The sequence below is a fragment of the Mesorhizobium sp. Ca11 genome (assembly GCF_020165275.1).
Taxonomy (GTDB): Bacteria; Pseudomonadota; Alphaproteobacteria; order Rhizobiales; family Rhizobiaceae; genus Mesorhizobium.
The window spans coordinates 66,124-92,386 of the sequence record NZ_JAIUHU010000015.1; the positions used below are offsets into that span (position 1 = coordinate 66,124).

Genomic DNA, 26,263 nt, shown 5'->3' on the forward strand with positions numbered 1-26,263 from the left:
ACCGACCTCGACACAATTCTGCGAGACGGTTGACGCCGCCGCCAAGGCCCGTCATTCATCTGGGAAAGGCGTTCTCCAGGACGCAGCCTACAAGAAGCATCCGAACGCAGGGAAGAAACGATGGAAAAAGCCGAAATCGGCCTGATCGGCCTTGGCACGATGGGTTCCAACCTGGCGCTCAACATCGCCGAGCACGGGCACCGCATCGCAGTCTTCAACCGCACGCCGTCGCGCACCGACGCCTTTGTCGAGAGTGCCGGTTCGCTGAAGGACATGGTCGTTCCCTGCTACAGCCTGGAGGAGCTCGCCGCCGCGATCCGGCCTCCGCGGCCGATCATCATCATGGTGCTGGCCGGCAAGCCGGTCGACGAGCAGATCGCGGCGCTGCGCGGCGTGCTGTCGGCCAACGACATCGTGATCGATGCCGGCAACGCCAATTTCCGCGACACGATGCGCCGCTTCTCGGAGCTGTCCGGCTCGGGCCTGACCTTTATCGGCATGGGCGTGTCGGGCGGCGAGGAGGGCGCGCGGCACGGCCCCTCGATCATGGTCGGCGGCACTGAGGAGTCCTGGAAGCGCGTCGAGAAAGTGCTGACGGCGATCTCGGCCAAGTTCAAGGGCGAGCCCTGCGCCGCCTGGCTCGGCACCGACGGCGCCGGCCATTTCGTCAAGACCATCCACAACGGCATCGAATATGCCGACATGCAGATGATCGCCGAGATCTACGGCATCTTGCGCGACGGCCTCGGCATGGCGCCGAAGGAGATCGGCAAGGTCTTCGAAGAATGGAACAAGGGCCGGCTCAATTCCTACCTGATCGAGATCACCGCAAAAGTTCTCGCCGCCGACGATCCCAAGACCGGCAAGCCGGTTGCCGACATCATCCTCGACCGCGCCGGGCAGAAGGGCACCGGCAAATGGTCGGTCATCGAAGCGCAGCAGCTCGGCATTCCGGCGACGGCGATCGAGGCGGCGGTCGCGGCGCGCGTGCTGTCCTCGATCAAGGATGAGCGGCAGGCGGCGGAAAAGGCCTATGGCAATATCGGCGTCGAAAAGATTTCCGGCGACAGCGGCGCGCTGCTCAAGGACCTGGAGTTGGCATTGTTCGCCGGCAAGATCGGGGCTTACGCGCAAGGTTTCGCGGTGATGAGCGGCGCCTCCAAGGAATTCAACTGGAATCTGCCCATGCCGACCATCGCCAAGATCTGGCGCGCCGGCTGCATCATCCGCTCGCAGATGCTGGACACGATGGCCGAGGCCTTCGGCTCAGGCAGCGCTTCCACCAATCTGCTGATGGCGCCGGCCTTCATCGCCATGATGAAGGAGGCGCATCCGTCGCTGAGGCGCATCGTGGGGCGCGCCTCCGAGGCCGGCTCGCCGGTGCCGGCGCTGTCGTCGGCGCTCGCCTATTTCGACAGCTACCGCCAAGGACGCGGCACCTCGAACCTGATCCAGGCGCAGCGCGACTTCTTCGGCGCGCACGGCTTCGAGCGCATCGGGGAAGAGGGGGCGTTTCATGGCCCATGGGGGAGTGGGGCCGCCTAGGGCCAGGTGAGGCCGGCCTGCAAATGGCGGCTTCCTGCGCTTCCGGTGCTCACGTACTTTAAGTACGCTCCGCTCCGGTTCTCGGAAGCCACCATTTTCGACTCGGCCTGACCTGCCCCTCAAGTCGCGCCAGTCAGCCGCGATAGGGCAAAACCTCGCTCGGCGTGCTGAGCGATTGCAGCGTGCCTGGATCGGCGCCGCCGATCCAGCCGAGCACGGCGCGGGCGAGCTCGGAGCCGGCGAGCCGGAAATTCTCGTTGACGACGAGCAGCTCTCGCCGGAACAGATGCAGCAGTTCCGACGATTGTTTCGACACCACGTCGACGTCGCGGCCGAGCTTCAGCCCGGCATCCTCGATGCCGGCCACGATGGCGAGCGTCGCGGCGGCGGCGCTGCTGACAAAGCCGTCCGGACGGTCCTTGCGCCGCATCAATTGCGCGGTCCGCATCCTGATCTGCTCGATCGACTGATCGATAGAGACGGTGTTGAACGGCACCTCGCTGGCACCCACCTCACTCAGCGCATCGGCAAAGCCGGCGACCGTATGGCCGTGATAGGTGAGGCCGACCGGAGGCGTCACCAGGGCAAGCCGGTGGCGGCCCCTGCCGGCGAGGTAGCGGACGGCTTCGCCGGCAAAGGCATAATTGTCGAAGTCGTGATAGGGATGCACCAGCCCCATGTCGGTGCGGCCATGCGTGGCGAAGGGAATGCCGCGCTCCAGCATATAGCGCGCCCGTGGATCGTTGGGCTGGGTGCGCGAGATGATGACGCCGTCGGCCGAGCCCGTCTCGACCAGATAGCGCACCGGGTCCAGCGGATCCTGCGAGCGCGAATAGGGCGTGACGATCAGATGGTAGGGCGTGTCGGCGATCACCTCGGTGACGCCGTAGATGATGTCCGAGACGAAGCTCATGAGCTCGTGCTCGGTGTTCAGCACAAGCGATATCACGTTGGTCTTGCCGGTTCTCAAGCGCACGCCGGCGCGGTTCGGGCGATAGCCGATCTGCTTGGCGACGAGCTGGACGCGGCGCCTGGTCTCGGCGCCGATCTCGGGCGCATCCTTCAGCGCGCGCGAGACTGTCGTGACGCCCAGCCCGGTCATGAAGGCAAGCGTCTTCAACGTCGGCCGTTCCTTGCCGGACGTGTCGTCGTCGCCCTTCTTCGTTATCCGTCTATCCATCGTCCCGCCCGTCAGGCGCATAGCAGTCGCGGGGCCGACCGGCAATCGTGCGGCGGTGACATTTGCGCGACCTTCAGTTTGCGGCTCGGCTCAATATACTGAAACGTTACAGATTGCCAATCTTCGTGATCAACCGGCAAGGTCGCGCCGCCGGCATCGCGGATGCGGAGAGGAGCCGAAAGTCGCTGGAATCACAAAGAAATATCGGTCTGGGCCTTCTTTTGGCACCAATCGACTGATCTGACACCGACATTGCCGCCTCGGGAGAAAGATTTTGTTCGCGTCGCGAAAAAACCTTGCCTGGCCTCAAGGCGAGGGGTTGCCTAGGCGGATCATTTGCCGTATCGAAAATCTGTAACGTTTCAGATTCTGGGAGGAGCCGAAATGCGATACAAATTCCTGACTGCCGCCTTTGCCGCGACAGTTGCGCTCAACTTCGCCGGTCCGGCGGCCGCGACCGACCTGGAAGTCACCCATTGGTGGACTTCCGGCGGCGAGGCGGCAGCGGTGGCCGAGCTTGCCAAGGCTTTCGACGCGACGGGCAACCACTGGGTCGACGGCGCCATTGCAGGCTCCGGCGGCACGGCGCGGCCGATCATGATCAGCCGCATCACCGGCGGCGATCCAATGGGCGCCACCCAGTTCAACCACGGCCGCCAGGCCGAGGAGTTGGTGCAGGCCGGGCTGATGCGCGACCTCACCGATATCGCCACCAAGGACAAGTGGACGGAGATCGTGCGGCCGAAGAGCCTGCTCGATAGTTGCACCATCGACGGCAAGATCTATTGCGTGCCGGTCAATATCCATTCCTGGCAGTGGCTGTGGCTGTCCAACGAGGCCTTCCAGAAGGCCGGCCTACCTGTGCCGAAGGACTGGAATGAATTCGTGGCGGATGCGCCGGCGCTGGAAAAGGCGGGCATCATTCCGCTCGCGGTCGGCGGACAGGCCTGGCAAGCCTCGGGCGCCTTCGACGTGCTGATGGCCGCGACCGGGGGCACCGACACGTTCCTCAAGGTCTACAAGGACAAGGACGCCGCCTTCGCGGCAGGCCCGGAGATCGCCAAGGTGTTCAAGGCGGCGGACGACGCCCGCAAGATGGCCAAGAACACCAATGTGCAGGACTGGAATCAGGCCACCAATCTGGTCATCACCGGCAAGGCCGCCGGCCAGATTATGGGCGACTGGGCGCAGGGCGAGTTCCAGGTTGCCGGCAAGACGGCCGGCAAGGACTATACCTGCCTGCCCGGCCTCGGCCTGAACGAAGTCATCGCCACGGGCGGCGACGCCTTCTACTTCCCGTTGCTCAAGGATGAGGCAAAGACGAAGGCGCAGGCGGTGCTCGCCGAGACCTTGCTCGATCCGAAGACCCAGGTCGCCTTCAACCTCAAGAAGGGCTCGCTGCCGGTGCGGGGCGACGTCGACCTCAACGCGGCGAACGACTGCATGAAGAAGGGCCTCGCCATCCTCGCCAAGGGCGCCGTCATGCCGTGGACGGACCAACTGCTTTCGCAGGACAGCCAGAAGCAGAAGGAGGACCTGTTCTCCGAGTTCTTCGCCAAGCCGGACATGACGGTCGAAGAGGCGCAGAAGCGCTTCGCCGCCATCATCGCTTCGGCCGATTGATCTACCGGCGCCCCGCCAGCTCCCGGCCCCTGCCTAACGGGTCGGGAGCATGATGTCCTCATTGCCCCAGCCCGGCTGTCGAGATGAGCAATAGCGAACGTCCCAACCAGCTTTTCCGTAACCTCAATGCGAAGATCGCATCGATTCCGATGGTGCTCACCGCGCTTGTGGTGTTCGTCGGCGGCACGGCGTGGACGGTTCTCTACTCCTTCACCAATTCGAAGCTGCTGCCACGGCTCAACTTCGTCGGCCTCGACCAGTATTATCGGTTGTGGGCGACGCCGCGCTGGCTGATCTCGATCGAGAACCTCCTGATCTATGGCGTGATCTCGCTGGTGTTCTCGCTGGTGATCGGCTTCGTCCTGGCGGCGCTCCTCGACCAGAAGATCCGCTTCGAGGATACGTTCCGCACCATCTTCCTCTATCCCTTCGCGCTCTCCTTCATCGTCACCGGGCTGGTCTGGCAATGGCTGCTCAACCCGGATTTCGGCATCCAGCGCGTCGTGCGCGACCTCGGCTGGACGAGCTTCAGCTTCGACCCGCTCTATAATTCCAGCATCGTCATCTACGGCATCTCCATCGCCGCGCTCTGGCAGGGCACGGGGCTGATCATGTGCCTGATGCTTGCCGGCCTGCGCGGCATCGACGAAGACATATGGAAGGCGGCGCGAGTGGACGGCATCCCGATGTGGAAGACCTACCTGTTCATCGTCATCCCGATGATGCGGCCGGTCTTCATCACCACGCTGGTCATCATCGCCGCCGGCATCGTCAAGGTCTATGACCTCGTCGTGGCGCAGACCAGCGGCGGGCCGGGCATCGCCTCCGAAGTGCCGGCAAAATACGTCTACGACTACATGTTCTTCGCCCAGAATCTCGGCCAGGGCTTCGCCGCCTCGACCATGATGCTGCTCTCGGTGATGATCGTCATCGTGCCATGGGCCTATCTCGAGTTCGGAGGCCGCCGGCGTGGTTGATGTCACTGCCTCCCCGTCCGATGCGGGCGTCCTTCCGCGCGACGACGCCGGGCCCGCCGGCGCGAAGCCGCGGCATGCGCTCTCGCGCCGCAACATCTTTCTCTACGGCACGCTGATCGTCGTGGCGCTCTATTACCTTTTGCCGCTCTACGTGATGATCGTCACGTCGCTCAAGGGCATGCCGGAAATCCGCCTCGGCAACATCTTCTCGCCGCCGATGGAAATCACCTTCGAACCCTGGGTGAAAGCTTGGGCGACCGCCTGCACCGGCCTCAACTGCGACGGGCTTTCTCGCGGTTTCTGGAATTCGGTACGCATCACCGTGCCGTCGGTGCTGCTGTCGATCGCGATCGCCTCGGTGAACGGCTATGCCTTGGCCAACTGGCGCTTCAAGGGCGCCGACACCTTCTTCATCATCCTGATCGTCGGCGCCTTCATTCCCTACCAGGTGATGATCTATCCGATCGTCATCATCCTGCGCGAGATCGGCATATACGGCACGCTGACCGGCCTTGTGATCGTGCATTCGATCTTCGGCATGCCGATCCTGACGCTCTTGTTCCGCAACTATTTCACGTCGATGCCGGAGGAGCTGTTCCGCGCGGCGCGCGTCGACGGCGCCGGCTTCTGGGGCATTTATCTGCGCATCATGCTGCCGATGTCGCTGCCGATCTTCATCGTCGCCATCATCCTGCAGGTCACCGGCATCTGGAACGACTTCCTGTTCGGCGTCGTCTACACGCGCCCCGACACCTACCCGATGACGGTGCAGCTCAACAACATCGTCAATTCGGTGCAGGGCGTGAAGGAATACAACGTCAACATGGCCGCGACGATCCTCACCGGACTCGTTCCGCTCATCGTCTATTTCATTTCCGGCAAGCTCTTTGTGCGCGGCATCGCGGCCGGCGCAGTGAAAGGATGATGATGGCAGCGGCAATCGCCAATCCCAGCGTTTCGATCCAGGACCTGTCGCTCAATTTCGGTGTGATGTCGGTGCTGAAGACGCTCAATCTCGACGTCGCCGAGGGCGAGTTCATCGTGCTTCTGGGACCGTCCGGCTGCGGCAAATCCACCTTGCTCAACTGCATAGCCGGCCTGCTCGACATTTCGGAAGGTCGCATCTTCATCAAGGGCAAGAACGTCACCTGGGAGGAGCCTAAGGACCGCGGCATCGGCATGGTGTTCCAGTCCTACGCGCTCTATCCGCAGATGACGGTGGAGAAGAACCTGTCCTTCGGTCTGCGCGTTGCCGGCCTGGCCAAGGACGAGATCGCCAAGCGCATCGCACGCGCCGCCGAGATCCTGCAGATCGAGCCGCTGTTGCAGCGCAAGCCTTCGGCGCTCTCCGGCGGCCAGCGCCAGCGCGTGGCGATCGGGCGGGCACTGGTGCGCGACGTCGACGTCTTCCTGTTCGACGAGCCGCTCTCCAATCTCGATGCCAAGCTGCGGGCGGAACTGCGCGTCGAGATCAAGCTGCTGCACCGCAAGCTCGAAAACACCATGATCTACGTCACCCACGATCAGATCGAGGCAATGACGCTCGCCGACCGCATCGCGGTGATGAAGGGCGGCGTCATCCAGCAGCTCGACGCGCCGCAGACCATCTACAACCGTCCGGTCAACCGCTTCGTCGCCGGCTTCCTCGGCTCGCCGGCGATGAACTTTGTCGACGGCCATTTGGAAAACGCGGATGGCGGCTGGCATTTTCTCGCCGATGGTCTGAAGATTCCACTCAGTACCTATGGTTTCGATCGGCAGCCGGAACCCGGACCAGCCGTGTTCGGCATCAGGCCCGAACATGTGAGTCTGAACAGCGGCGCCGGCTGGCCATTCTCGGCGGCCAGCAAAGTCGAAGTGGTGGAACCGATGGGCTCCGACACGCTGGTCTGGCTGCAGCTCGCTCAACAGAAATTCAGCGTCCGGGTTACCTCGGAGCGTACGCCCCGGAATGATGAGGCGGTGACCGTCGGCTTCGATCCGATGCGCGCTTCGCTCTTCGACGCCCAGACCGGCAACCGCCTTTAACCTCCCAAGCAGAACGGACAGGACATGAACTGGTCATTCCAACTCTACAGCGCTCGCAATTTTCAACCATGGAACGACGTGGTGAAAATGCTCGGCGAGCTCGGCTACAGCCAGGTCGAAGGCTTTGGCGGCGTCTATGACGACCCGAAGGCGTTTCGCGCCGAGCTCGACAAGAACGGGCTTGCGATGCCGACCGGGCATTTCTCGATCGAGGCGCTGGAGAACGATTTCGACGGCGTGCGCAAGATCGCCGACGCGCTCGGCATCAGGCTGCTGATCTGCCCCTATCTGATGCCCGATCAGCGGCCGTCCGACGCCGCCGGCTGGCGCGGCTTCGGCGAGCGCCTCGCCAAGGTCGGCGAAGTGGCAGAAAAGGCTGGCTACGGCTTTGCCTGGCATAACCATGATTTCGAGTTCAAGGCGCTTGCGGACGGCTCGCTGCCGCAGGACCACATCCTGTCCGCGGCACCGGACATCGGCTGGGAAATGGACGTCGCCTGGGTGGTGCGCGGCGGCGCCGATCCGCTGCCCTGGATCGAGAAGCATGGCAAGCGCATCGTTGCCGTCCACGTCAAGGACATGGCGAAGCCGGGCGAGGGGCTGGACGAGGACGGCTGGTCCGATGTCGGTCACGGCACGATCGACTGGGCGGGCCTGTTCAAGACGTTGCGCGCCAAGAGCGCGGCGCAGTATTTCGTCATGGAGCAGGACAACCCCAACGACATCGAGCGCTATGCCCGCCGCTCAATCGCAGCAGCCAAGAGCTGGCAGGAGTAATCGAAATGGCAGAGAAACTTGGCATCGGCGTCATCGGCTGCGGCAACATCTCGAAGGCGTATTTCTCGCTGGCGCCGCTGTTCCGCGGCATCAAGATGCGCGCCTGCGCGGATATCAACATGGAGGCCGCGAAAGCGCGGGCGAAGGAGTTCAAGCTGCGTGCCGAGACGGTCAACGACCTACTCAAGGACGACGAGATCGACATCATCGTCAACCTGACGGTTCCGGCGGTGCACTACGAAATCTCCAAAGCGGTGCTCGACGCCGGCAAGCATGTCTATTCGGAAAAGCCGTTCGTCTTGTCGATCGAGGAAGGGCTCGATCTCAAGAAACGGGCCGAGAAGAAGGGCCTGCGCATCGGTTCGGCGCCGGACACCTTCCTCGGCGGCGCGCACCAACTGGTCCGCGATCTCATCGACAGCGGCAAGCTCGGCGCGATCACCAGCGGCACCTGCCATGTGATGGGCCACGGCATGGAGCACTGGCACCCCAACCCGGATTTCTTCTTCCAGCCGGGCGCCGGCCCGGTGCTCGACATCGGGCCGTACTATGTCACCAACCTGATCCAGCTGATCGGGCCGGTGAAGCAGGTGGCCGCCTTCGCAACGACGCCGGCCAAGGAGCGCACCATCAGCTCCAAACCGCGGGCGGGCGAGAAGATCCCGGTGAACACGCCGACCACCATCCATGCGCTGCTCGAATTCGTGAATGGCGCGGTGATCACGCTCAACACCAGCTGGGACGTCTGGAGCCATGGCCACGCGCCGATGGAGCTCTACGGCGAATTGGGCACCGTCTTCGTGCCGGATCCGAATTTCTTCGGCGGCGATGTACGCTTCACCGACTCGGCCAAGCCGGTGAAGAGGCTGCCCAAGTGGAACCATCCGTTCGGCGTGCCGAACGAGATGCACGGCCAGGGCATGATGGCTAATTATCGCACCGCCGGCCTTGCCGACATGGCAATCGCGATTGGCGAAGGGCGGCCGCACCGCTGCTCGATGGAGCTGGCGCTGCACGCCGTCGATGTCATGACCGGCATCCTGCGCTCGGGCGAAAGCGGCAAATATGTCGCCATGCAGACGACCTGCGAGCGGCCGGCCGCGCTCGGCGTCAAGGACGCGAAGGCGTTGCTGGCGAAGAAAAAGTAGGTGGCAACCCCTCTCCCCGTTCCGGCGGGGAGAGGGTAAGGGTTAGGGGCAAGCATCGATTCAAATCAGGCTGGCGGTGGTCGCCGCGCCGTTTCGATCCCAAGGATTCCCTATGCCCTATGTCGCCGCCGAAAATCGCTACGAGAAGATGATCTATAACCGCTGCGGACGGTCCGGCCTGAAGCTGCCGGCGATCTCGCTCGGGCTATGGCACAATTTCGGCAACGATACGCCGCACAGGACCAAGCAGGCGATCGTGCGCAAGGCCTTCGATCTCGGCATCACGCATTTCGACCTCGCCAACAATTACGGCCCGCCGCCCGGCTCGGCCGAAACCGCGTTCGGCGAGATCCTGCGCACCGATTTCGCCGCCTACCGCGACGAGATGGTCATCTCGACCAAGGCCGGCTACGAGATGTGGGATGGTCCGTATGGCGAATGGGGCAGCCGCAAATATGTGCTGGCCAGCCTCGACCAGAGCCTCAAGCGAATGGGGCTCGACTATGTCGATATCTTCTATTCGCACCGTTTCGATCCCGAGACGCCGCTCGAAGAAACGATGGGCGCGCTCGACCACGCGGTGCGCTCGGGCAAGGCGCTCTATGCCGGCATCTCCTCCTACAACTCGCAGCGCACGCGGGAAGCAGCCGACATTTTGCGCCAGCTCGGCACCCCTTGCCTCATCCACCAGCCGAGCTATTCGATGCTCAACCGCTGGGTCGAGGAGGATGGGCTGCTCGACACGCTGGAGGGGCTCGGCATCGGCTCGATCGTGTTCTCGCCGCTGGCGCAGGGCATGCTGACCGACAAATATCTCGGCGGCATCCCCGAGGGCAGCCGCGCATCCCAGGGCAAGTCGTTGCGACCGGCCTTCATCAACGACAAGTCGATCGCCAACATCAAGGCGCTCAACGCCATTGCCGGCCGCCGCGGCCAGACCTTGGCGCAGATGGCGCTGGCCTGGGTGCTACGCAAAGGCCGCGTGACCACGGCGCTGATCGGGGCCAGCCGGCCGGAACAGGTCGAGGATTGCGTCGGCGCGCTCAAGGCGCTCGAGTTCTCCGACGCCGAGCTCGCCGAGATCGACAGCCACGCCCGCGAGTCCGACATCAACCTCTGGGCGGCTTCGGCCGAACGCAAGGGGCCGCCGCGCAAGTAGCGATCAGCTGGCGAACCATCTCGTCGGGGCGCGCATCAGAAGGGATGCGCAGCTGCGGAAACAGTGGCAAAATCGCTCGTTCGTCGTTATCTCAGGGGAATTGAAGTCGTTCGCGAGATCTGCCGCGAGCGTCGATTGGGCGAACAAGATGACGGCAAGAGATGCGCTGACCAAGAACCAGCTCTGCGTGCTCGAGAAGCTCGAGGCGTCCAGCGGACCGCTCAGCGCCTATACTTTGCTCGACCAGCTGCGCGAGCGCGGTTTCCGCGCGCCGCTGCAGGTCTACCGGGCGCTCGACACGCTGGTGAAGTCCGGCTTCGTGCACCGGCTCGAAAGCCTCAACTCCTTCGTCGCCTGCGCCGAGCCGCACGACCACAGCCATTCGATGACGGCCTTCGCCATCTGCGACAATTGCGGCCAGGTGACCGAGATGTCCGACCACGATGTCGGCCACCGGCTGGACGAATGGGTGCGCTCGACGGGATTTGCAGCCAAGAAGGCGGTGATTGAGTTTCGCGGTGTGTGCGCCAAGTGCAGGGCTGAGGCTGCGTAAGCCTTCACTTCGTCATACTAGGGCGGAGCAAGGAGCGAAGCGACGCGCGCAGACCCTAGTATCCATTCCGTGACATACACGCACCGCCACGGTGCAGAATCTGCATTGACAAGCGGCGTGCTCGGCAAGCTATCCACAACCGCCGCGCACTACGGCGCGCGTCGCGGCATGGATCCTCGGGTCTGCGCGCGTCGCTTCGCTCCTTGCTCCGCCCGTGGATGACGAACGAACGTGAGACGCCTAATGCGCCTCGTCCCAATTATCCGCGGCCCGCGCATCGACATGCAGCGGCACCGACATCGAGACCGCCGGCATCGGCGCATTCTCCATCACCTTGCGCACCACTGGGATCGTCGCCTCGACCTCCGCTTCCACCGTTTCGAAGATCAACTCGTCATGCACCTGCAACAGCATACGGGCGGAGAGCTTCGCCTTCTCCAGCGCTTCTTCCATATGGACCATGGCGCGGCGGATGATATCGGCGGCGGTGCCTTGAAGTCTGGCGTTGATTGAGGCGCGCTCGTTGAAGGCGCGCACCGACGGATTGGAGGCCCTTATCTCCGGATAGTGGATGCGGCGGCCGAAGATTGTCTCGACGAAACCGTTCTCCCGCGCATAGGCCTTGGTCTCCTCGATATAGTCCCGAATACCCGGAAAACGCTCGAAATAGCGTTTGATGTAGGCGCCCGCCTCCTCGCGCGGGATCGACAGCTGGTTGGCGAGGCCGAAGGCCGAGATGCCGTAGATGATGCCGAAATTGATCGCCTTGGCGCGCCGGCGCACCTCCGAAGGCATGCCTTCGACCGGCACATTGAACATTTCCGACGCGGTGATGGCATGGATGTCGGCGCCGTCGGCGAAGGCCTGTTTGAGCTGCGGGATTTCGGCGACATGCGCAAGCACGCGCAATTCGATCTGGCTGTAGTCGGCCGAGACCAGCTTGTGGCCTTTCTCCGCAATGAAGGCGGTCCTGATCTTGCGGCCTTCCGCCGTGCGCACCGGGATGTTCTGCAGATTGGGATCGGAGGATGACAGCCGCCCGGTGGTGGTTGCTGCCAGCGCATAGGAAGTGTGGACGCGATTGGTGCCGGGGTTGATGAAACCGGGCAGCGCGTCGGTATAGGTCGATTTCAGCTTGGTGAGCTGGCGCCAGTCGACGATCTTGCGCGGCAGCTCGTGGCCCTCGGCGGCGAGATCTTCCAGCAACTGTGCCGAGGTCGACCATTGGCCGGTCTTGGTCTTCGAGCCGCCTGGCAGCCCCATCTTGCCGAACAATATGTCGCCGAGCTGTTTTGGCGAGCCGATGTTGATGCGCTCGCCGACGATCCCGTAGATCTCTTCCTCGACGCGGGCCGCGCCTTGAGCCAGCTCGCCGGAAAGCCGCGACAGGATCTGGCGGTCGACCGAGATGCCGCGCTGCTCCATGCGGGCAAGCACGGGCACAAGCGGCCTTTCCAGACGCTCATAGACGGAAACGAGGCCCTTGGCGGCAAGCCTCGGCTTCAGCACCCGCCAGAGCTGCAGCGCCAGGTCGGCCTGCTCGGCAGCGTAGGCGGTCGCGCGTTCGATATCGACCTGATCGAAGCCGATGGCGCTCTTGCCCGAGCCGGCGAGCTCCTTCTTGGAGGCCGGCGCGTGGCCGAGCCACTTCTCCGACAGCGAGACGAGGTCGTGACCGCCGGATGTGCCGGCATCGAGCACGTAGGAGATCAGCATCGTGTCGTCGAACGGACCGATCTCGATGCCGTGCCGGCTCATCACGACAATGTCGTATTTCATATCCTGGACGATCTTGAGGACCGATCGGTCCTCAAGCAGCGGCTTCAGCAGCGCCAGCGCCTTGCGGACCGGGATCTGGTTCTCCAGCATGCCGCCGCCGAGCAGGTCGCCATTGCCGCTCTTGTGGGCAAGCGGCACATAGACGGCGCGGCCAGGCGCGAGCGCCATGGACAGGCCGATCAGGTCCGCCCGCATCGGGTCGGACGAGCTGGTCTCGGCGTCGAACGCAAGGACACCGGCCTCGCGGGCTTCGGCTATCCAGGCCTCGAGCGCGGCCGTGTCGCGAATGGGCGCATAGGCCGAAGGGTCGATCTTGCGGGCGGCCGCCTGCTCCAGCCGCAGGGCAGAGAGGAGCGATGGGGTGTCGCCTTGCGGCGGCGCGTCCTCGCCCCTGACCGGCGCAGCCGGTTTTATGGCGTCGCCCTGTGTGGACGCGATCGGCCTTGGCACCGGCGGTGCGCCGGCGCCGATATCGGGGCCATGCGCGGTATCGGCGCGCTCGATGGTGACGGCGGTGGCCTGGACGTCGCCAATGTCGGTTGCGGTCGCTTCGGCGACGCGTCGGGTCAGTGTGGTGAACTCCATCGTCTTCAGGAAGCCGATCAGCTTCGGGCCATCCGGCGCATGCAGGACAAGATCGTCCAGCCCTTCCTTCAGCGGCACGTCGTTCTTCAACGTCACCAACTCGCGCGAGATGCGCGCCTTGTCGGCATTGGCGATGATGGTCTCGCGCCGTTTCTCCTGCTTGATCTCCGAAGCGCGCGCCAGCAGCCCGTCAAGGTCGCCGAACTGTTCCAGCAATTGCGCCGCGGTCTTCGGGCCGATGCCCGGCACGCCCGGAACATTGTCGACCGAGTCGCCGGTCAGCGCCTGCAGGTCGATCATCTTTTCGGGCGGCACGCCCCATTTCTCGATCACCTCGGGAATGCCGATCTGGCGATCCTTCATCGGGTCGTACATGCCGACGGTCGGACCGACCAGCTGCATCAGATCCTTGTCGGAGGAGATGATGGTGGTATCAGCGCCGGCTTCGCAAGCCAGCCGGCAATAAGTCGCGATGATATCGTCGGCTTCAAAACCCTCCGTCTCTATGCAAGGGACATTGAAGGCTGCGGTCGCCTGGCGGATCAGCCCGAATTGCGGGATCAGGTCTTCCGGCGGCGCGGAGCGGTTGGCCTTGTATTCGGGGTAGAGATCGCTGCGGAAGGTTTTTGACGAATAGTCGAAGATGACGGCGAAATGCGTCGGCACCACGCCGACATCGGTGTTGCGGGCGTCCTGCATCAGCTTCCACACCATGTTGCAGAAGCCGAGCACGGCGCTGGTCGGCAGGCCGTCGGATTTGCGGTTGAGCGGCGGCAGCGCGTGATAGGCGCGGAAAATGTAGCCGGAGCCGTCGACGAGGAAGAGGTGATCGCCTTTTTTCATGCCGGCAGGGATAGCGCGGCCCGGCTTCGCGGTCCATGGCTAAGGCTGTGGAACCCACCGGTTCGGGCAACACCCCTGACACATCCTGTCCGGGCTGGAAATTTGCCGCTCACGGGTATGTTACAAAAGTGTAATTTTCGTGCCCTTGAATCGCCATGTTCACAGACCCAAATACACGTCATCGGCAGTTTTTCGCCGAAGTCCGGAGTAAGGCCCGTCCCCCGCCTATCCCGGGCAAACTGCGGCAGCCTATCCCCCCTCTCCGGGCTGCCGCAACGTTTCGAGTAGAGACCGCCGTGGTTCCCCCTCCACCACGGCGGTTCTTTTTTGCCTTCAGGCAAGCCTTTGCCGCTTGGTCCAATGATCGCGGGCTTTTCGTTTTCGGCATGGCCCTTTAGGGTCTGCCCAAAATCGAAAGGCAAAAAGCATGTCCAGAATTTCCCCCGTCCTCGACCGTCTCGACCAGAATCTCGACCAGAGCCTGGAGCGGCTGTTCGGCCTGCTCGGCATCAAGTCAATCTCCACCGATCCGGCCTTTGCCGCCGATTGCCGCGCGGGCGCCCAATGGCTGGTCGCCGAGCTCAAGCTGATCGGCTTCGACGCCAGTGTGCGCGATACGCCCGGACATCCGATGGTGGTGGCGCATCACGAGGGACCGGCGGGCGCGCCGCATGTGCTGTTCTATGGCCACTATGACGTCCAGCCGGTCGATCCGATCGAATTGTGGGAAACCGATCCGTTTGCGCCTTCGATCAAGGAGATCGAGCCCGGCCGCAAAGTGATCACCGGGCGCGGCTCGGCCGACGACAAGGGGCAGCTGATGACCTTCGTCGAGGCCTGCCGCGCGTGGAAGCAGGTGCATGGCAACCTGCCTTGCCGCGTCACTATCCTGTTCGAAGGCGAGGAGGAATCCGGCTCGCCGTCGCTGAAGCCGTTCCTGGAAGCCAACGCGGCCGAGCTGAAGGCGGATTTCGCGCTGGTCTGCGACACCAGCATGTGGAACCGCGAGACGCCGTCGATCTGCGTGTCGCTGCGTGGCATGGTCGGCGAGGAGGTCACCGTCAAGGCGGCCAACCGCGACCTGCATTCGGGCCTCTATGGCGGCCCGGCCGCCAATCCGATCCGCATCCTGGCCAAGGTGCTGGCGGATATTCACGACAAGGACGGCCGCGTCACCATTGCGGGCTTCTATGACGGCGTCGAGGAGACGCCCTCGCAGGTGCTGAAATCCTGGGAGGGACTTGGCGAGACGGCCGAGACCTTCCTCGGACCGGTCGGCCTTTCCATTCCCGCCGGCGAGAAGGGCCGCTCGGTGCTCGAGCTCACCTGGGCGCGGCCGACCGCGGAATTCAACGGCATCATCGGCGGTTATACCGGCAAGGGTTTCAAGACGGTAATCGCGGCGCAAGCGTCGGCGAAAGTGTCGTTCCGGCTCGTTCACAAGCAGGATCCAAAGAAGATCCGCGCCGCCTTCCAGGCTTTCGTGCGCGAACGCATTCCCGGCGACTGCTCGGTCGAATTCCACCCGCATGGCGGCTCGCCGGCGATCCAGCTTTCCTACGACTCGCCGTTCCTGGCCAAGGCCAAGGATGCGCTGTCCGACGAATGGGAGAAGCAGGCGGTCACCACCGGCGGCGGCGGTTCCATTCCCGTGGTCGGCGATTTCCAGACCTATCTCGGCATGGAATCGCTGCTGGTCGGCTTCGGCCTCGACGACGATCGCATTCATTCGCCGAACGAGAAGTATGAGCTGACCTCGTTCCACAAGGGGCAGCGGTCCTGGGCGCGCATTCTCGACGCGCTGACCCGCTGAGCCAAAATCACGAAAACCTTGAAATTCAACTTTCTGTTGATTTTTCTTCGGATCGCGGCGAGGACGAATTAGCTAGCGCGAAGTGCCGCGGCGTTGCGAGGATGCGCAACGCCGCAGCCGCGACCGGGAGAAGAGAATGACCGATATCCGTTTCCACAAAAACGATCTGCCCGACCTGTCGCGCTACAATGTCGGGGCGGTGGCCATCGACACGGAAACGCTGGGGCTCAACCCGCATCGCGACCGGCTCTGTGTGGTGCAGATTTCGCCCGGCGATGGCAGCGCCGATGTCATCCAGATCGCACCAGGCCAGAAGGAGGCGCCGAACCTCGCCAGCCTGCTGAGAAACAACACGATCACCAAGCTGTTTCACTACGGCCGCTTCGACATCGCCGTGCTCTACCATGCCTTCGGCGTGATGGCCGAGCCGGTGTTTTGCACCAAGATCGCCTCACGGCTCACCCGCACCTATACCGACCGCCACGGGCTGAAGGATCTCTGCGGCGAACTGCTCGGCATCGGCCTGTCCAAGGTGCAGCAATCCTCCGACTGGGCGGCCGAAACGCTCTCGCCCGAACAGCTCGAATATGCCGCCTCGGACGTGCTCTACCTGCACAGGTTGCGCGAGGTGCTGGGCGCGCGCCTGGCGCGCGAGAACCGCACCAAGGAGGCGGACGCCTGCTTCCGTTTCCTGCCGACGCGCGCCAAGCTCGACCTTATGGGCTGGGCTGAGGAAGATATTTTCGCGCATAGTTGAGGGACGAAGGTCCGTCGACCCAGCCCGTGGAGAAGTGAAATGGCAGAGCGCAAACCGATCGCGAGCGCGCCCAAGGACGGCTCCAAAGTCACGATCATGTGGAAGGACCGCGACGGTGTCGTCAACGAATCCGTCGGGCAATATCGCGACGGCGGCTGGTGGGTCTATACCGACAGCGACACGCAGAAGAAAGTCGAACCGACGAGCTGGCGGCCGGCAACCGATGATGGGGACGACGGCCAGTAGGCGATCCTCACCTGACAATTTCAGGGCGGGCGCGAGGCTTGGCCGCAACAAGGGGGCGCAATGAGACAGAACACGCTCTATCTCATCATCGGGGCGCTGGTCGCGGTTGTCATCGCGCTCGGCATCTATGTCTATCGCGAGCAGACCAGGCCGAAAGGCGTCGAGCTCAAGATTGACGACAAAGGCATTTCGATCCAGCAGAATTGACCATGGTGGCCAGCCGGGAGACCGGCGCGGTGAGGGGCTAGACCGGCTTTGCGAGACGACATTGCGCCGGGGGGATTTCGGCCGGAGATACAGGGGCTGCGCGGGCTTGCCGTCGCCTTTGTGGTGATTTTCCACATCTGGCCGGCAGCGCTTCCCGGCGGCTATGTCGGGGTCGACATCTTCTTCGTCATCTCCGGCTTCCTGATCACCGGCCTGCTCACCCGCATGGCGCTCAGCGAAGACGGCATCTCGCTGGTCGGCTTTTACACGCGTCGGGTCAGGCGGCTGCTGCCGGCGGCGATCGTCGCGCTCCTGGTCACGCTCGCTGGAACGCTGCTGTTCGTGTCGGACGCATGGTGGGAAGAAACCGCCAAACAGGTGATCGCAAGCGCGCTCTACATGCAGAACTGGCGGCTTGCCGAACAGGCCGTGGATTATCTCGGCGCTGAGGACGCGCCGAGCCCCGTGCAGCATTTCTGGTCGCTGTCGATCGAGGAGCAGTTCTACATCGTCTGGCCGCTGCTGATGTTGGCGGTCCTGTGGTGGGCCAGGCGTCGCGGACATTCACCGATGCAGACGCTCGTCTTCGTGCTCGGCGTGGTCATGGCGGGCTCGCTCGCGGCTTCCGTCGCTCTCACCCGATCCGATCCGGCTTGGGCCTATTTCGTCACCCATACGCGGGTCTGGGAGCTGGCCCTCGGCGGACTGCTGGCGCTGACCTCCGACCGCTTCCGGCCAAACGGCCGCGTGCGGACAGCGATGGTTGTCGCCGGCAGCTTGGCGGCGCTCGCATCGGCGATGCTGTTTTCAAGGTCGACCGATTTTCCGGGTTTCAAGGCGCTGCTGCCGACACTCGGCACGACCTTGATCATTGCGGCCGGCAGCGTACGCATGGGCCGCTTCCGCGGCCTCGACATCGCCATGCTGCGCTATATCGGCGATCGCTCCTATTCGATCTACCTGTGGCATTGGCCGCTGATCATTTTTTACGCCGCGCAGCGCGGCGCCATCGACCTTGTTGATGGTGTTCTGCTGATCGTCGTCACCCTGATGGTTTCCGAACTCTCCTACCGCTTCGTCGAACAGCCCTATCGCCATTCGCGCTCGTCCCGGGCATGGCGGCCGCTGATCGACGGCACGGTGGCGGTGGGGTTGTGCGTGGCGGTGGCCGGCGGACTCGTCTACGCGATCGACCGGCAGCCCATCGATACCGGCCTGATCGGAACGCCGAATTATCCGGGACCTGCGGCCTTGCTGGCGAACGCTGTCGTACCCCAGGGTGTCAAGCCATTGCCGCCCTTGAGCAAGATCGGCAGCGACGTGCCCGTCATCTACAGGATGAAGTGTCATCAGCAGCAGAAGGGAACCGACGCGACCGGTTGCCAGCTCGGCGACCCGGCGGGGACGAGGACCATTGTCGTGATGGGCGATTCCCACGCGGCGCAATGGGTGCCGGCCATCGACAAAATCGCCAAAGACAGAAAATGGAGGCTCGTCACCTTCACCAAGGCGGCATGCCCGGTAACCCGGGTCACTATCCTTGACGACGGCAAGCCGTACGAGCAATGCGCGCTGTGGCGGGAGAAAGCTCTCGCTGAAATCGCCAAATTGAAGCCCGATTTCGTGATCACCAGCCAGAGCAACTACACCAGCGTTACCCAGGGTGCGATGATTGAGGGATTGCGCAGTGTCTGGGGCGAGCTCACAAGTCAGGACGTGCGCGTCGTCGCCATCCGCAACACGCCTTTCAGCCTGTTCGACCCGCGCACCTGCCTGGGCACGGACCCGGCCAAATGCATCAATCCGCGCGCCGAGGTCGAACGGGAAAACATCTACGCGCTCGCCGCCCGGTCCGTGGCGGGGGTGACCGTGGTCGATATGAACGATGCGCTCTGCGGCAAGGACAGCTGCCCGGCGGTGGTCGGCAACATCGTCGTGCTGCGCGACAACCATCATCTCACGGCAACCTACGCGCTGGCGCTGGCGCCCTATCTGGCCAAGGCAGCGGGATTTTGAGCAACGTCACAACGAGATTGCCGCAGGGCCGTCGACTTGGCTGCGAACGACGCCGCGAGACCGTTGGATTCAGAAAATCCTAAGGGTTTCAAAAGGCTGCATAAACCCTGCTTTAACCCGCCTTTAAACCGCCGCATCTAATCTTCAACCCGAACGCCATCGGCACCCGGGGGCAGGCTAGCAAGAGCGCATGGCGAACCGCAGAAACAGTCGCATCGAACCGAGTTTCGAGGAGGCGCCGCGCGCGAAATCCTCCGAAGGCTTTTCGGTGAGCGAGGAGGATCGCGTCGTGCCGCGCAGCCGTAAATCCACTGCAAAGGGCAGATCCGCAAAGAAATCACGCGGTCGCGGCCGCGACCGCAGCCGGCGGGGCTTGCTTGGCATCGCCACCCGCCTGGTCTACTGGTGCTTCGTGTTCTGCATCTGGGGCGGCATCGCGGCGGCCGGCATCGTCGTCTATTACGGCGCCAAGATGCCGGCGGCGACCACCTGGTCGATCCCCGACCGCGCGCCCAACATCAAGATCGTCTCGGTCGATGGCGGGCTGATCGCCAATCGCGGCATGTCGGGCGGCGAGGCGGTCGGCCTGCACGAAATGTCGCCTTATATCCCGCAAGCCGTCGTCGCCATCGAGGACCGCCGCTTCTATTCGCATTTCGGCATCGATCCGATCGGGCTTTCACGCGCCATGGTCACCAACGTTCTCGGCGGCCATTTCTCGCAGGGCGGCTCGACGCTGACGCAGCAGCTGGCCAAGAACCTGTTCCTGACGCCGGACCGCACGCTGGAGCGCAAGGTGCAGGAAGTGCTTCTGGCGCTGTGGCTCGAACACAAGCACAGCAAGGACCAGATCCTCGAAATGTATCTCAACCGGGTCTATTTCGGATCCGGAGCCTATGGCGTGGAAGCGGCTTCGCGGCGCTATTTCGGCAAGAGCGCGCGCGACGTGAGCCTTTCGGAGGCCGCGTTGCTGGCCGGGCTGCTCAAGGCGCCGTCCAAGCTTTCGCCGGCACGCGATCCCAAAGCGGCCGAGGAGCGGGCGCAACTCGTGCTCGCGGCCATGCGCGCGGAAGGCAAGATCAGTGATAAGGAATATAAGGTGGCGCTGAGCGCGCCGGCGACGCGCGCGCCGTCCTACTGGACCGGCTCCGAGAACTATGTCGCCGACACGGTGATGGAGGAGCTTCCCGATCTCATCGGCGAGGTGCGCGGCGACATCGTCGTCGACACCACTGTCGACTTGACCCTGCAGAAGCTTGCCGAACAGTCGATCCGCCGGCTGATCGACGAAAGCGGTAAGAAGCTCAACGTCAGCCAAGGCGCGCTGGTGTCGATCGATGATTCCGGCGCGGTGCGCGCCATGGTCGGCGGCTATGATTATTCGACCAGCCAGTTCGACCGCGCCTCGGAAGCGCGCCGGCAGCCGGGCTCGGCCTTCAAGCCGTTCGTCTACATGGCGGCGCTGGAGGCCGGCCGCACGCCGGACAGCATCCGCAACGACGCGCCGATCAAAATCGGCAAATGGACGCCGGACAATTACGGCGGCAAATATTACGGCAAGGTGACGCTGGCCACGGCTTTGGCCAAGTCGCTGAACTCGGTGGCGGCGCAGCTCACTATGGAAGTCGGGCCCGACGCGGTGGTGGAAGCCGCGCATCGCATGGGCATCCAGTCCGATCTGCAGGCCAACACCTCGATCGCGCTCGGCACCTCGGAGGTGACGCCGCTGGAGCTGACTTCCGCCTACGTCCCGTTCGCCAATGGCGGCTACAAGCCGGACGTCCATTTCATCCGCCGCATCACCACCGGCGACGGCAAGGTGCTTTACGAGAACAGCGGCGGCAGCGCGCCGCGCGTCGTCAAGGCCGACACCGTCGGCATGATGAATTCGATGATGACCGGCACGGTCGAGATCGGCACCGCCAAGAAGGCGGCCTTCAATTGGCCGTCGGCCGGCAAGACCGGCACCAGCCAGAACTCGCGCGACGCCTGGTTCGTCGGCTACACCGCCAATCTCACGACGGGCGTGTGGTTCGGCAATGACGATGGCAGCCCGATGAAGAAGGTCACCGGCGGCGCCCTGCCGGCGCAGGCCTGGCACGAATTCATGGTGGCCGCGCATGAGGGCGTGCCGGTGCGGCCGCTGCCCGGCACCTGGAAGTCGACGCCGTCCGACACGATCGTGCCGGACGAGATCCCGTCGGCGGACGCCTCGCAGCCGCCGCCTGCGCCGCCGGCGGCTGTCGGCCAGTCACAGCCTGCTGCTCGATCGCAGCCTGTCGCCCAGGCGCCCGCGCGTCCGGTGCGGACCGCGCGACCTGCCGAGACGGTCGATGCCGCCGGCTTCGATATGCCGAGCGACAGCGGCGAGACCGCCTCGATCAAGCATCCGGTGCCGCCTGGCAATGTCGGCGGCCCGACGAAAAAGCGCCAGACTTCGATCCTCGATATTCTGGGCGGGGGTTAGAGCGGCAACTTCACCTCTCGCAATGGCAAGCGCCTTCGGCTACATGTCCGGCCGGAGACAAAACCATGGCCGAGACCGACAGCAGAAAAACAATCGTGCTCACCGGCGCCAGCCGCGGCATCGGCCATGCGACGGTGAAGCGCTTTTCGCGCGAGGGCTGGCGCGTCATCACCTGCTCGCGCCAGGCCTTCGCCGAGGATTGCCCGTGGCCGGCCGGCCCCGAGGACCACATCAAGGTCGACCTCGCCGACCAGGAAGATGTCGGCATCGCCGTTTCGGAAATCCGTCATCGGCTTGAGGCGCATGGCGGACAGCTGCACGCCCTGGTCAACAACGCCGGCATTTCGCCGAAGCTGAAAGACGGCAGGCGAATGGACTCGATCGAGACGCCGATGCATGTCTGGCGCGACGTGTTCCAGGTCAATTTCTTCGCGCCGATCATGCTGGCAAGGGGGCTGTTCAAGGAACTCGCCGCTGCCAAGGGCTCGATCGTCAATGTCACCTCGATCGCCGGCACACGTGTGCATCCGTTCGCCGGCACGGCCTATGCCACATCGAAAGCGGCGCTCGGCTCGCTGACGCGCGAGATGGCACATGACTTCGGCCCGCACGGCATCCGCGTCAACGCGATCGCGCCGGGCGAGATCGACACGGCGATCCTTTCGCCCGGCACCGACAGAATAGTCGAGACGATCCCGCTGAGACGACTGGGCGCCACTTCGGAAGTTGCCGACATCATCTTCTTCCTGTGCTCGGGCCAGGCGTCCTACGTGACCGGCTCGGAGATCCACATCAATGGCGGCCAGCACGTTTGATTGGCTGACTTCAGGTCATGGTGACAACGGCCTTGCCGCTGAAGCTGCGTTGCCGCAGCGCGTCCAGGGCCCGGCCGATCTCCGTCCACGGCACGGTCATGGCCACGCGCGTTTCGAGCCTGCCGGCCGCGACAAGATCGAGCAGCGCGGCGATGTCGGCGCCGATGGCTGAACCGGACGTGTAATAGGCGAAGGTCTGAAGCCTCGCGCCTTCGTGGCCCGGAACGAACTGACGGAAACCGATCGGCGTGAGCTCGCCGCTGCTCGAACCGAACATGACGATGGTCCCGCCGGGCGCGATGCGTTCGATCGCATCGGCGAGGCTTTTGCCGCCGACCGACTCGGTGATCAGCGAAAAGGATCCCTCGGCCAGTTCGATCGACTCGACGACCTGCCCGGCGCCCAGATCGCGAAGGTCATCGTGATGCCGCGCCGAAGCGACCGCTGTCACTGAAGCGCCTTGCTCGCTGGCGATCTGGACCTGGAAGCGGCCGACCGCGCCGCTTGCGCCGGTGATCAGGACCTGCTGTCCGGCGAGATCGCCGCCATGGCGCAAGGTTCTCAGCGCCGTCGTGCCCGCGACCGGAAGCGTGGCTGCGGACGCGAAGCTGACCGCGTCCGGCACGACGGCAAGACGATCGGTCGGAACCGCGACCCGTTCGGCCCAGCCGGCCTGGTCGACCAAGGCGGCAACGCGCGTGCCCGCGGTCGGGCCCGAGCCATCGGCCGCCGCGCGCTCGACAATGCCGACGATGTCCTGGCCAGGTATCCACCCGTCAGGTCGTAAGCCGAGCAGGCGCAGCTCGCCACGATTCAACGATGTTGCATGAACTGCCACCAATGCTTCATTTCCATTGCAGTTTGGGTGATCGACCTGGGTGAGCTTCAGCCGGTCGGGGCTGTCGGAAGAGATGGCGAGAGCGAGCATGGGCCCATCCTTTTGAAATTGGCGTTTGGGAGTCGCGATCGATTGACGAATTGGCTGGAGCCTATCGACTTTCCTGGTTGAAGAATTTAGAGATAAGGCCAGATGATCGCTGAAAGCAGTCAAGGATGAGACAGCCGCTTCGCTGGCCCTGGCTGGATTTCGACGTCGACGATGTGGCTGCGCCGGCGATGGCCGTTGGCGTCGACGTCACCGAGACCAGGGCCGAGGCGCGTGAGCATTGGCACCGCAAGGCGCAGCTCGTCTTCGCGCTCGGCGGCGGCGTCACCTGCCGCGTTGCGAGCGGGCTTTGGATGGTGCCGCCGCATTGCGGGGTGTGGGTGCCGAGCCGCATGGAACACAGCAACATCGCGACGGCGAATGCGCGGATTTTCTTCGTCTATATCGAGCCCGGCGCCGCCGACCTGCCGGACCGGTGCTGCACGCTTTCGATCTCGCCGCTGCTGCGCGAGCTCATCATCGAACTGTCGGAGTGCGCGCCGGACGATGCGCGCGGCAACTTCCTGGGGAGCGTGCTGCTCGCGGAACTGCCGCGCATGCCTGTGCAGCAATTGCATTTGCCGATCTCGGCCGAGCCGCGGCTGCGGCGGATCGCCGAAGCGCTGGCCGACGACCCCGCCGATCGCAGCACGTTGGCGCAATGGGCCGGCCGCGTCGCGCTCAGCGAGAGCAGCCTGGCGCGGCTCGTTGTGAAGGAGACGGGCCTGAGTTTCGGACGCTGGCGCCAGCAGCTGCATCTGATCGTGGCGCTTCGGGAGCTGTCTTCCGGCGCCAGCGTGCAGCAGGTGTCGGGCGATCTCGGCTATGAATCCGTGACCGCTTTCATCACCATGTTCAAAAAGGCGCTGGGCAAGCCGCCGGCAAAATACCTCAGCGATATCGCGCAGAATGGCGGCTCCGCGTTCCTGGCCTGACATCCATCAAGCGGGCTGCGGATCGATCTCCATGCCAGGCGCGGCCGGATCGGTGGTCTTGCCGGTCACCACCTCGACGATGCCGCGGGCGATCTCGCGCTCGCCCATGATCACGATGTCTGCGCCGAGCCCTTTGAGATGCTCGACCTCGGCGTCGGAATGAGCGCGGGCAATGACGCTGATCGCCGGATTGGCCGTGCGGGCCCGAAGCACGATTTGGCCGGCTTCGAAGGCGTTGGGAATGGCGAGGATCAGCCGCTTGGCGCCTTCCGGGTTGGCGGCTGCGAAGACGTCCGCATTGGCGGCGTTGCCGGCGATGGTCTCGACGCCGTCGTCGCGCAGCTTGGCCAGCGTCTTGTCGGCGTCCTCGATGACCAGGAAGGGCAGGGCGGCTTCCTTCAGCGCAGCGCCCACAAGGCTGCCGACGCGGCCGTAGCCGATGAGGATGGAATGGCCGGCGAGGGTCGTCTTCGGCGGCGGGCCGTCCTCCTTTTCTGGAGCCGCCGACACCGAAGCAACCTGGCCGGGCTCGGTCGCCGGGCCGATAGGCCTTTGCTCTTCGGCCGGCGCGGCCTTGCCGGCGCGCCTTTCCAGCCACGGCTTCATCCAGTCGACAACGAGGAACATCAGCGGGTTGAGCAGGATCGAGAGGATGGCGCCAGCGAGGATCAGGTCGCGGCCCTGCTCGGGCAACAGTTTCAAGCCGACGCCAAGCTCGGCCAGGATGAAGGAGAATTCGCCGATCTGGGCAAGGCTCGCCGAAATCATCAGCGCGGTCGCGATCGGGTAACGGAAGACAATGACGATGAAGAAAGCGGCGATCGACTTGCCGATAATGATGATGGCCAAGGTGGCGAGAATCGGCAGGCCGTTGCTGATCAGGCTGAACGGGTCGAATAGCATGCCGACCGAGACGAAGAACAGCACCGAAAAGGCGTCGCGCAGCGGCAGCGATTCTTCCGCCGCGCGGTGGCTGAGCTCGGATTCGCTCATGATCATGCCGGCGAAGAAGGCGCCGAGCGCCAGCGAGACGCCGAACAGCTTCGCCGCGCCGAAGGCGACGCCGAGCGCGATGGCCAGCACCGCGAGCCGGAACAATTCCCGGGAGCCGGTGTGAGCGACGTAATGCAGGATCCACGGAATGACCCTGCGGCCGACCACCAGCATGACGACGACGAAGGCGGCGACCTTGGCGAGCGTGACGCCGACCACGCCCCAAATGCCGTAGCTGGCGGGCAGCGAAAGCAGGCTCGCATGGTCGTCGACCTGGGGCTGGCCCCCGAGCACGCCGGCGAGCGCCGGCAAGAGCACCAGCGCCAGCACCATGGCGAGATCCTCGACGATCAGCCAGCCGACGGCGATGCGGCCGCGCTCGGTCTCGATCAGCCGCCGCTCCTGCATGGCGCGCAAAAGCACCACGGTCGAGGCGACCGAAAGCGCCAGGCCAAAGACCAGGCCGGCGCCAAGCGACCAGCCGAGCAGCCAGGCAAGTCCGACGCCGAGCAGGGTCGCAAAGCCGATCTGCACGATGGCGCCCGGCACCGCGATGGCGCGGACGGACAGAAGGTCCTTCAGCGAAAAATGCAGGCCGACGCCGAACATCAAAAGGATGACGCCGATTTCCGCGAGCTCGTTGGCGAGGCTGGCGTCGGCGACGAAGCCGGGCGTGTTCGGACCGACAAGGACGCCAGCGACAAGATAGCCGACGAGCGGCGGGATGCGGAAACGGTTGGTTAACGCCCCGAAGACGAATGCAAGCCCCAGACCGGCGACGATGGTGGCGATAAGGGGCGTGTCATGCGGCATTGTCTATGGAGCGCCTTTCGAAAATTCACGATGTCGGATGGGCGCCCGCCGAGGCCGTCGCCTTCGGCAATATGATGGC

General features: G+C 64.1%; 21 protein-coding genes. 17 read left to right on the forward strand and 4 right to left on the reverse strand.

Going from position 1 to position 26,263, the window contains the following annotated elements; all coding sequences use genetic code 11:
- Positions 1 to 57: 57 nt before the first annotated feature.
- Entirely contained in the window at positions 58 to 1,545 is a 1,488-nt protein-coding gene (gndA, locus tag LB538_RS23275) for an NADP-dependent phosphogluconate dehydrogenase (RefSeq protein WP_224532104.1), read from the forward strand.
- 133 nt (positions 1,546 to 1,678) lie between these two features.
- Here the strand turns inward: gndA and LB538_RS23280 are convergent, their stop codons facing one another.
- A complete protein-coding gene (locus tag LB538_RS23280; protein ID WP_224532720.1) occupies positions 1,679 to 2,725 on the reverse strand; it encodes a LacI family transcriptional regulator in 1,047 nt (348 codons plus the stop codon).
- A 384-nt stretch (positions 2,726 to 3,109) separates the two neighbouring features.
- Here LB538_RS23280 and LB538_RS23285 point away from each other — a divergent pair, with 384 nt between their 5' ends.
- The 8 genes from LB538_RS23285 to LB538_RS23320 all read left to right on the forward strand — a co-directional run bounded on the left by LB538_RS23285 (position 3,110) and on the right by LB538_RS23320 (position 10,990).
- A complete protein-coding gene (locus LB538_RS23285) occupies positions 3,110 to 4,348 on the forward strand; it encodes an ABC transporter substrate-binding protein (protein ID WP_095769227.1) in 1,239 nt (412 codons plus the stop codon).
- Positions 4,349 to 4,431: 83 nt separating this feature from the next.
- Positions 4,432 to 5,325, forward strand: a complete 894-nt coding sequence (locus tag LB538_RS23290; protein ID WP_095769228.1) for a carbohydrate ABC transporter permease — start codon at positions 4,432 to 4,434, stop codon at positions 5,323 to 5,325.
- A complete protein-coding gene (locus tag LB538_RS23295; RefSeq protein WP_224532719.1) occupies positions 5,318 to 6,250 on the forward strand; it encodes a carbohydrate ABC transporter permease in 933 nt (310 codons plus the stop codon). Before LB538_RS23290 ends, LB538_RS23295 begins: the two co-directional genes overlap by 8 nt.
- Positions 6,251 to 6,252: 2 nt before the next feature.
- On the forward strand, positions 6,253 to 7,353 hold the full coding sequence (locus LB538_RS23300) for an ABC transporter ATP-binding protein (RefSeq protein WP_224532718.1): 1,101 nt from the start codon (positions 6,253 to 6,255) through the stop codon (positions 7,351 to 7,353).
- A gap of 24 nt (positions 7,354 to 7,377) precedes the next feature.
- The gene (locus LB538_RS23305; protein ID WP_224532716.1) at positions 7,378 to 8,130 is read left to right on the forward strand and encodes a sugar phosphate isomerase/epimerase family protein; all 753 of its coding nucleotides are present in this window, start codon (positions 7,378 to 7,380) and stop codon (positions 8,128 to 8,130) included.
- 5 nt (positions 8,131 to 8,135) lie between these two features.
- Positions 8,136 to 9,278, forward strand: a complete 1,143-nt coding sequence (locus LB538_RS23310) for a Gfo/Idh/MocA family protein (protein ID WP_224532714.1) — start codon at positions 8,136 to 8,138, stop codon at positions 9,276 to 9,278.
- Positions 9,279 to 9,390: 112 nt separating this feature from the next.
- Complete coding sequence (gene mgrA / locus LB538_RS23315; protein WP_224532712.1) at positions 9,391 to 10,437, forward strand: L-glyceraldehyde 3-phosphate reductase; 1,047 nt, start codon at positions 9,391 to 9,393, stop codon at positions 10,435 to 10,437.
- A 148-nt stretch (positions 10,438 to 10,585) separates the two neighbouring features.
- A complete protein-coding gene (locus tag LB538_RS23320; protein WP_042640862.1) occupies positions 10,586 to 10,990 on the forward strand; it encodes a Fur family transcriptional regulator in 405 nt (134 codons plus the stop codon).
- 240 nt (positions 10,991 to 11,230) lie between these two features.
- Here LB538_RS23320 and polA read toward each other — a convergent pair whose 3' ends face one another.
- The gene (gene polA / locus LB538_RS23325) at positions 11,231 to 14,197 is read right to left on the reverse strand and encodes a DNA polymerase I (RefSeq protein WP_224532710.1); all 2,967 of its coding nucleotides are present in this window, start codon (positions 14,195 to 14,197) and stop codon (positions 11,231 to 11,233) included.
- Positions 14,198 to 14,624: 427 nt separating this feature from the next.
- Here polA and LB538_RS23330 point away from each other — a divergent pair, with 427 nt between their 5' ends.
- From LB538_RS23330 to LB538_RS23360, 7 genes are all read left to right on the forward strand, one after another.
- Positions 14,625 to 16,010, forward strand: coding sequence for a M20/M25/M40 family metallo-hydrolase (locus LB538_RS23330; RefSeq protein WP_224532708.1), 1,386 nt, complete (start codon positions 14,625 to 14,627; stop codon positions 16,008 to 16,010).
- Between the two features lie 136 nt (positions 16,011 to 16,146).
- On the forward strand, positions 16,147 to 16,767 hold the full coding sequence (locus LB538_RS23335; protein WP_095769235.1) for a ribonuclease D: 621 nt from the start codon (positions 16,147 to 16,149) through the stop codon (positions 16,765 to 16,767).
- Between the two features lie 39 nt (positions 16,768 to 16,806).
- On the forward strand, positions 16,807 to 17,013 hold the full coding sequence (locus LB538_RS23340) for a hypothetical protein (RefSeq protein ID WP_095769236.1): 207 nt from the start codon (positions 16,807 to 16,809) through the stop codon (positions 17,011 to 17,013).
- A gap of 60 nt (positions 17,014 to 17,073) precedes the next feature.
- Positions 17,074 to 17,220 (forward strand): hypothetical protein, encoded by a 147-nt coding sequence (locus tag LB538_RS23345; protein WP_140644594.1) that lies wholly within the window; start codon positions 17,074 to 17,076, stop codon positions 17,218 to 17,220.
- A gap of 48 nt (positions 17,221 to 17,268) precedes the next feature.
- Positions 17,269 to 19,236 (forward strand): acyltransferase family protein, encoded by a 1,968-nt coding sequence (locus tag LB538_RS23350; RefSeq protein WP_224532241.1) that lies wholly within the window; start codon positions 17,269 to 17,271, stop codon positions 19,234 to 19,236.
- Between the two features lie 190 nt (positions 19,237 to 19,426).
- A complete protein-coding gene (locus LB538_RS23355; RefSeq protein WP_224532240.1) occupies positions 19,427 to 21,703 on the forward strand; it encodes a transglycosylase domain-containing protein in 2,277 nt (758 codons plus the stop codon).
- Positions 21,704 to 21,768: 65 nt separating this feature from the next.
- Positions 21,769 to 22,518, forward strand: coding sequence for an SDR family NAD(P)-dependent oxidoreductase (locus LB538_RS23360; protein WP_095769240.1), 750 nt, complete (start codon positions 21,769 to 21,771; stop codon positions 22,516 to 22,518).
- A gap of 10 nt (positions 22,519 to 22,528) precedes the next feature.
- Here LB538_RS23360 and LB538_RS23365 read toward each other — a convergent pair whose 3' ends face one another.
- Positions 22,529 to 23,446 (reverse strand): zinc-binding dehydrogenase, encoded by a 918-nt coding sequence (locus tag LB538_RS23365; RefSeq protein ID WP_224532239.1) that lies wholly within the window; start codon positions 23,444 to 23,446, stop codon positions 22,529 to 22,531.
- A gap of 125 nt (positions 23,447 to 23,571) precedes the next feature.
- Here LB538_RS23365 and LB538_RS23370 point away from each other — a divergent pair, with 125 nt between their 5' ends.
- Positions 23,572 to 24,378, forward strand: a complete 807-nt coding sequence (locus LB538_RS23370; RefSeq protein WP_224532238.1) for an AraC family transcriptional regulator — start codon at positions 23,572 to 23,574, stop codon at positions 24,376 to 24,378.
- A 6-nt stretch (positions 24,379 to 24,384) separates the two neighbouring features.
- Here LB538_RS23370 and ybaL read toward each other — a convergent pair whose 3' ends face one another.
- Positions 24,385 to 26,184 carry a YbaL family putative K(+) efflux transporter gene (ybaL, locus tag LB538_RS23375; protein WP_224532237.1) on the reverse strand — a complete coding sequence of 600 codons (1,800 nt, stop codon included), beginning with the start codon at positions 26,182 to 26,184 and terminating at the stop codon, positions 24,385 to 24,387.
- Positions 26,185 to 26,263 lie beyond the last annotated feature (79 nt).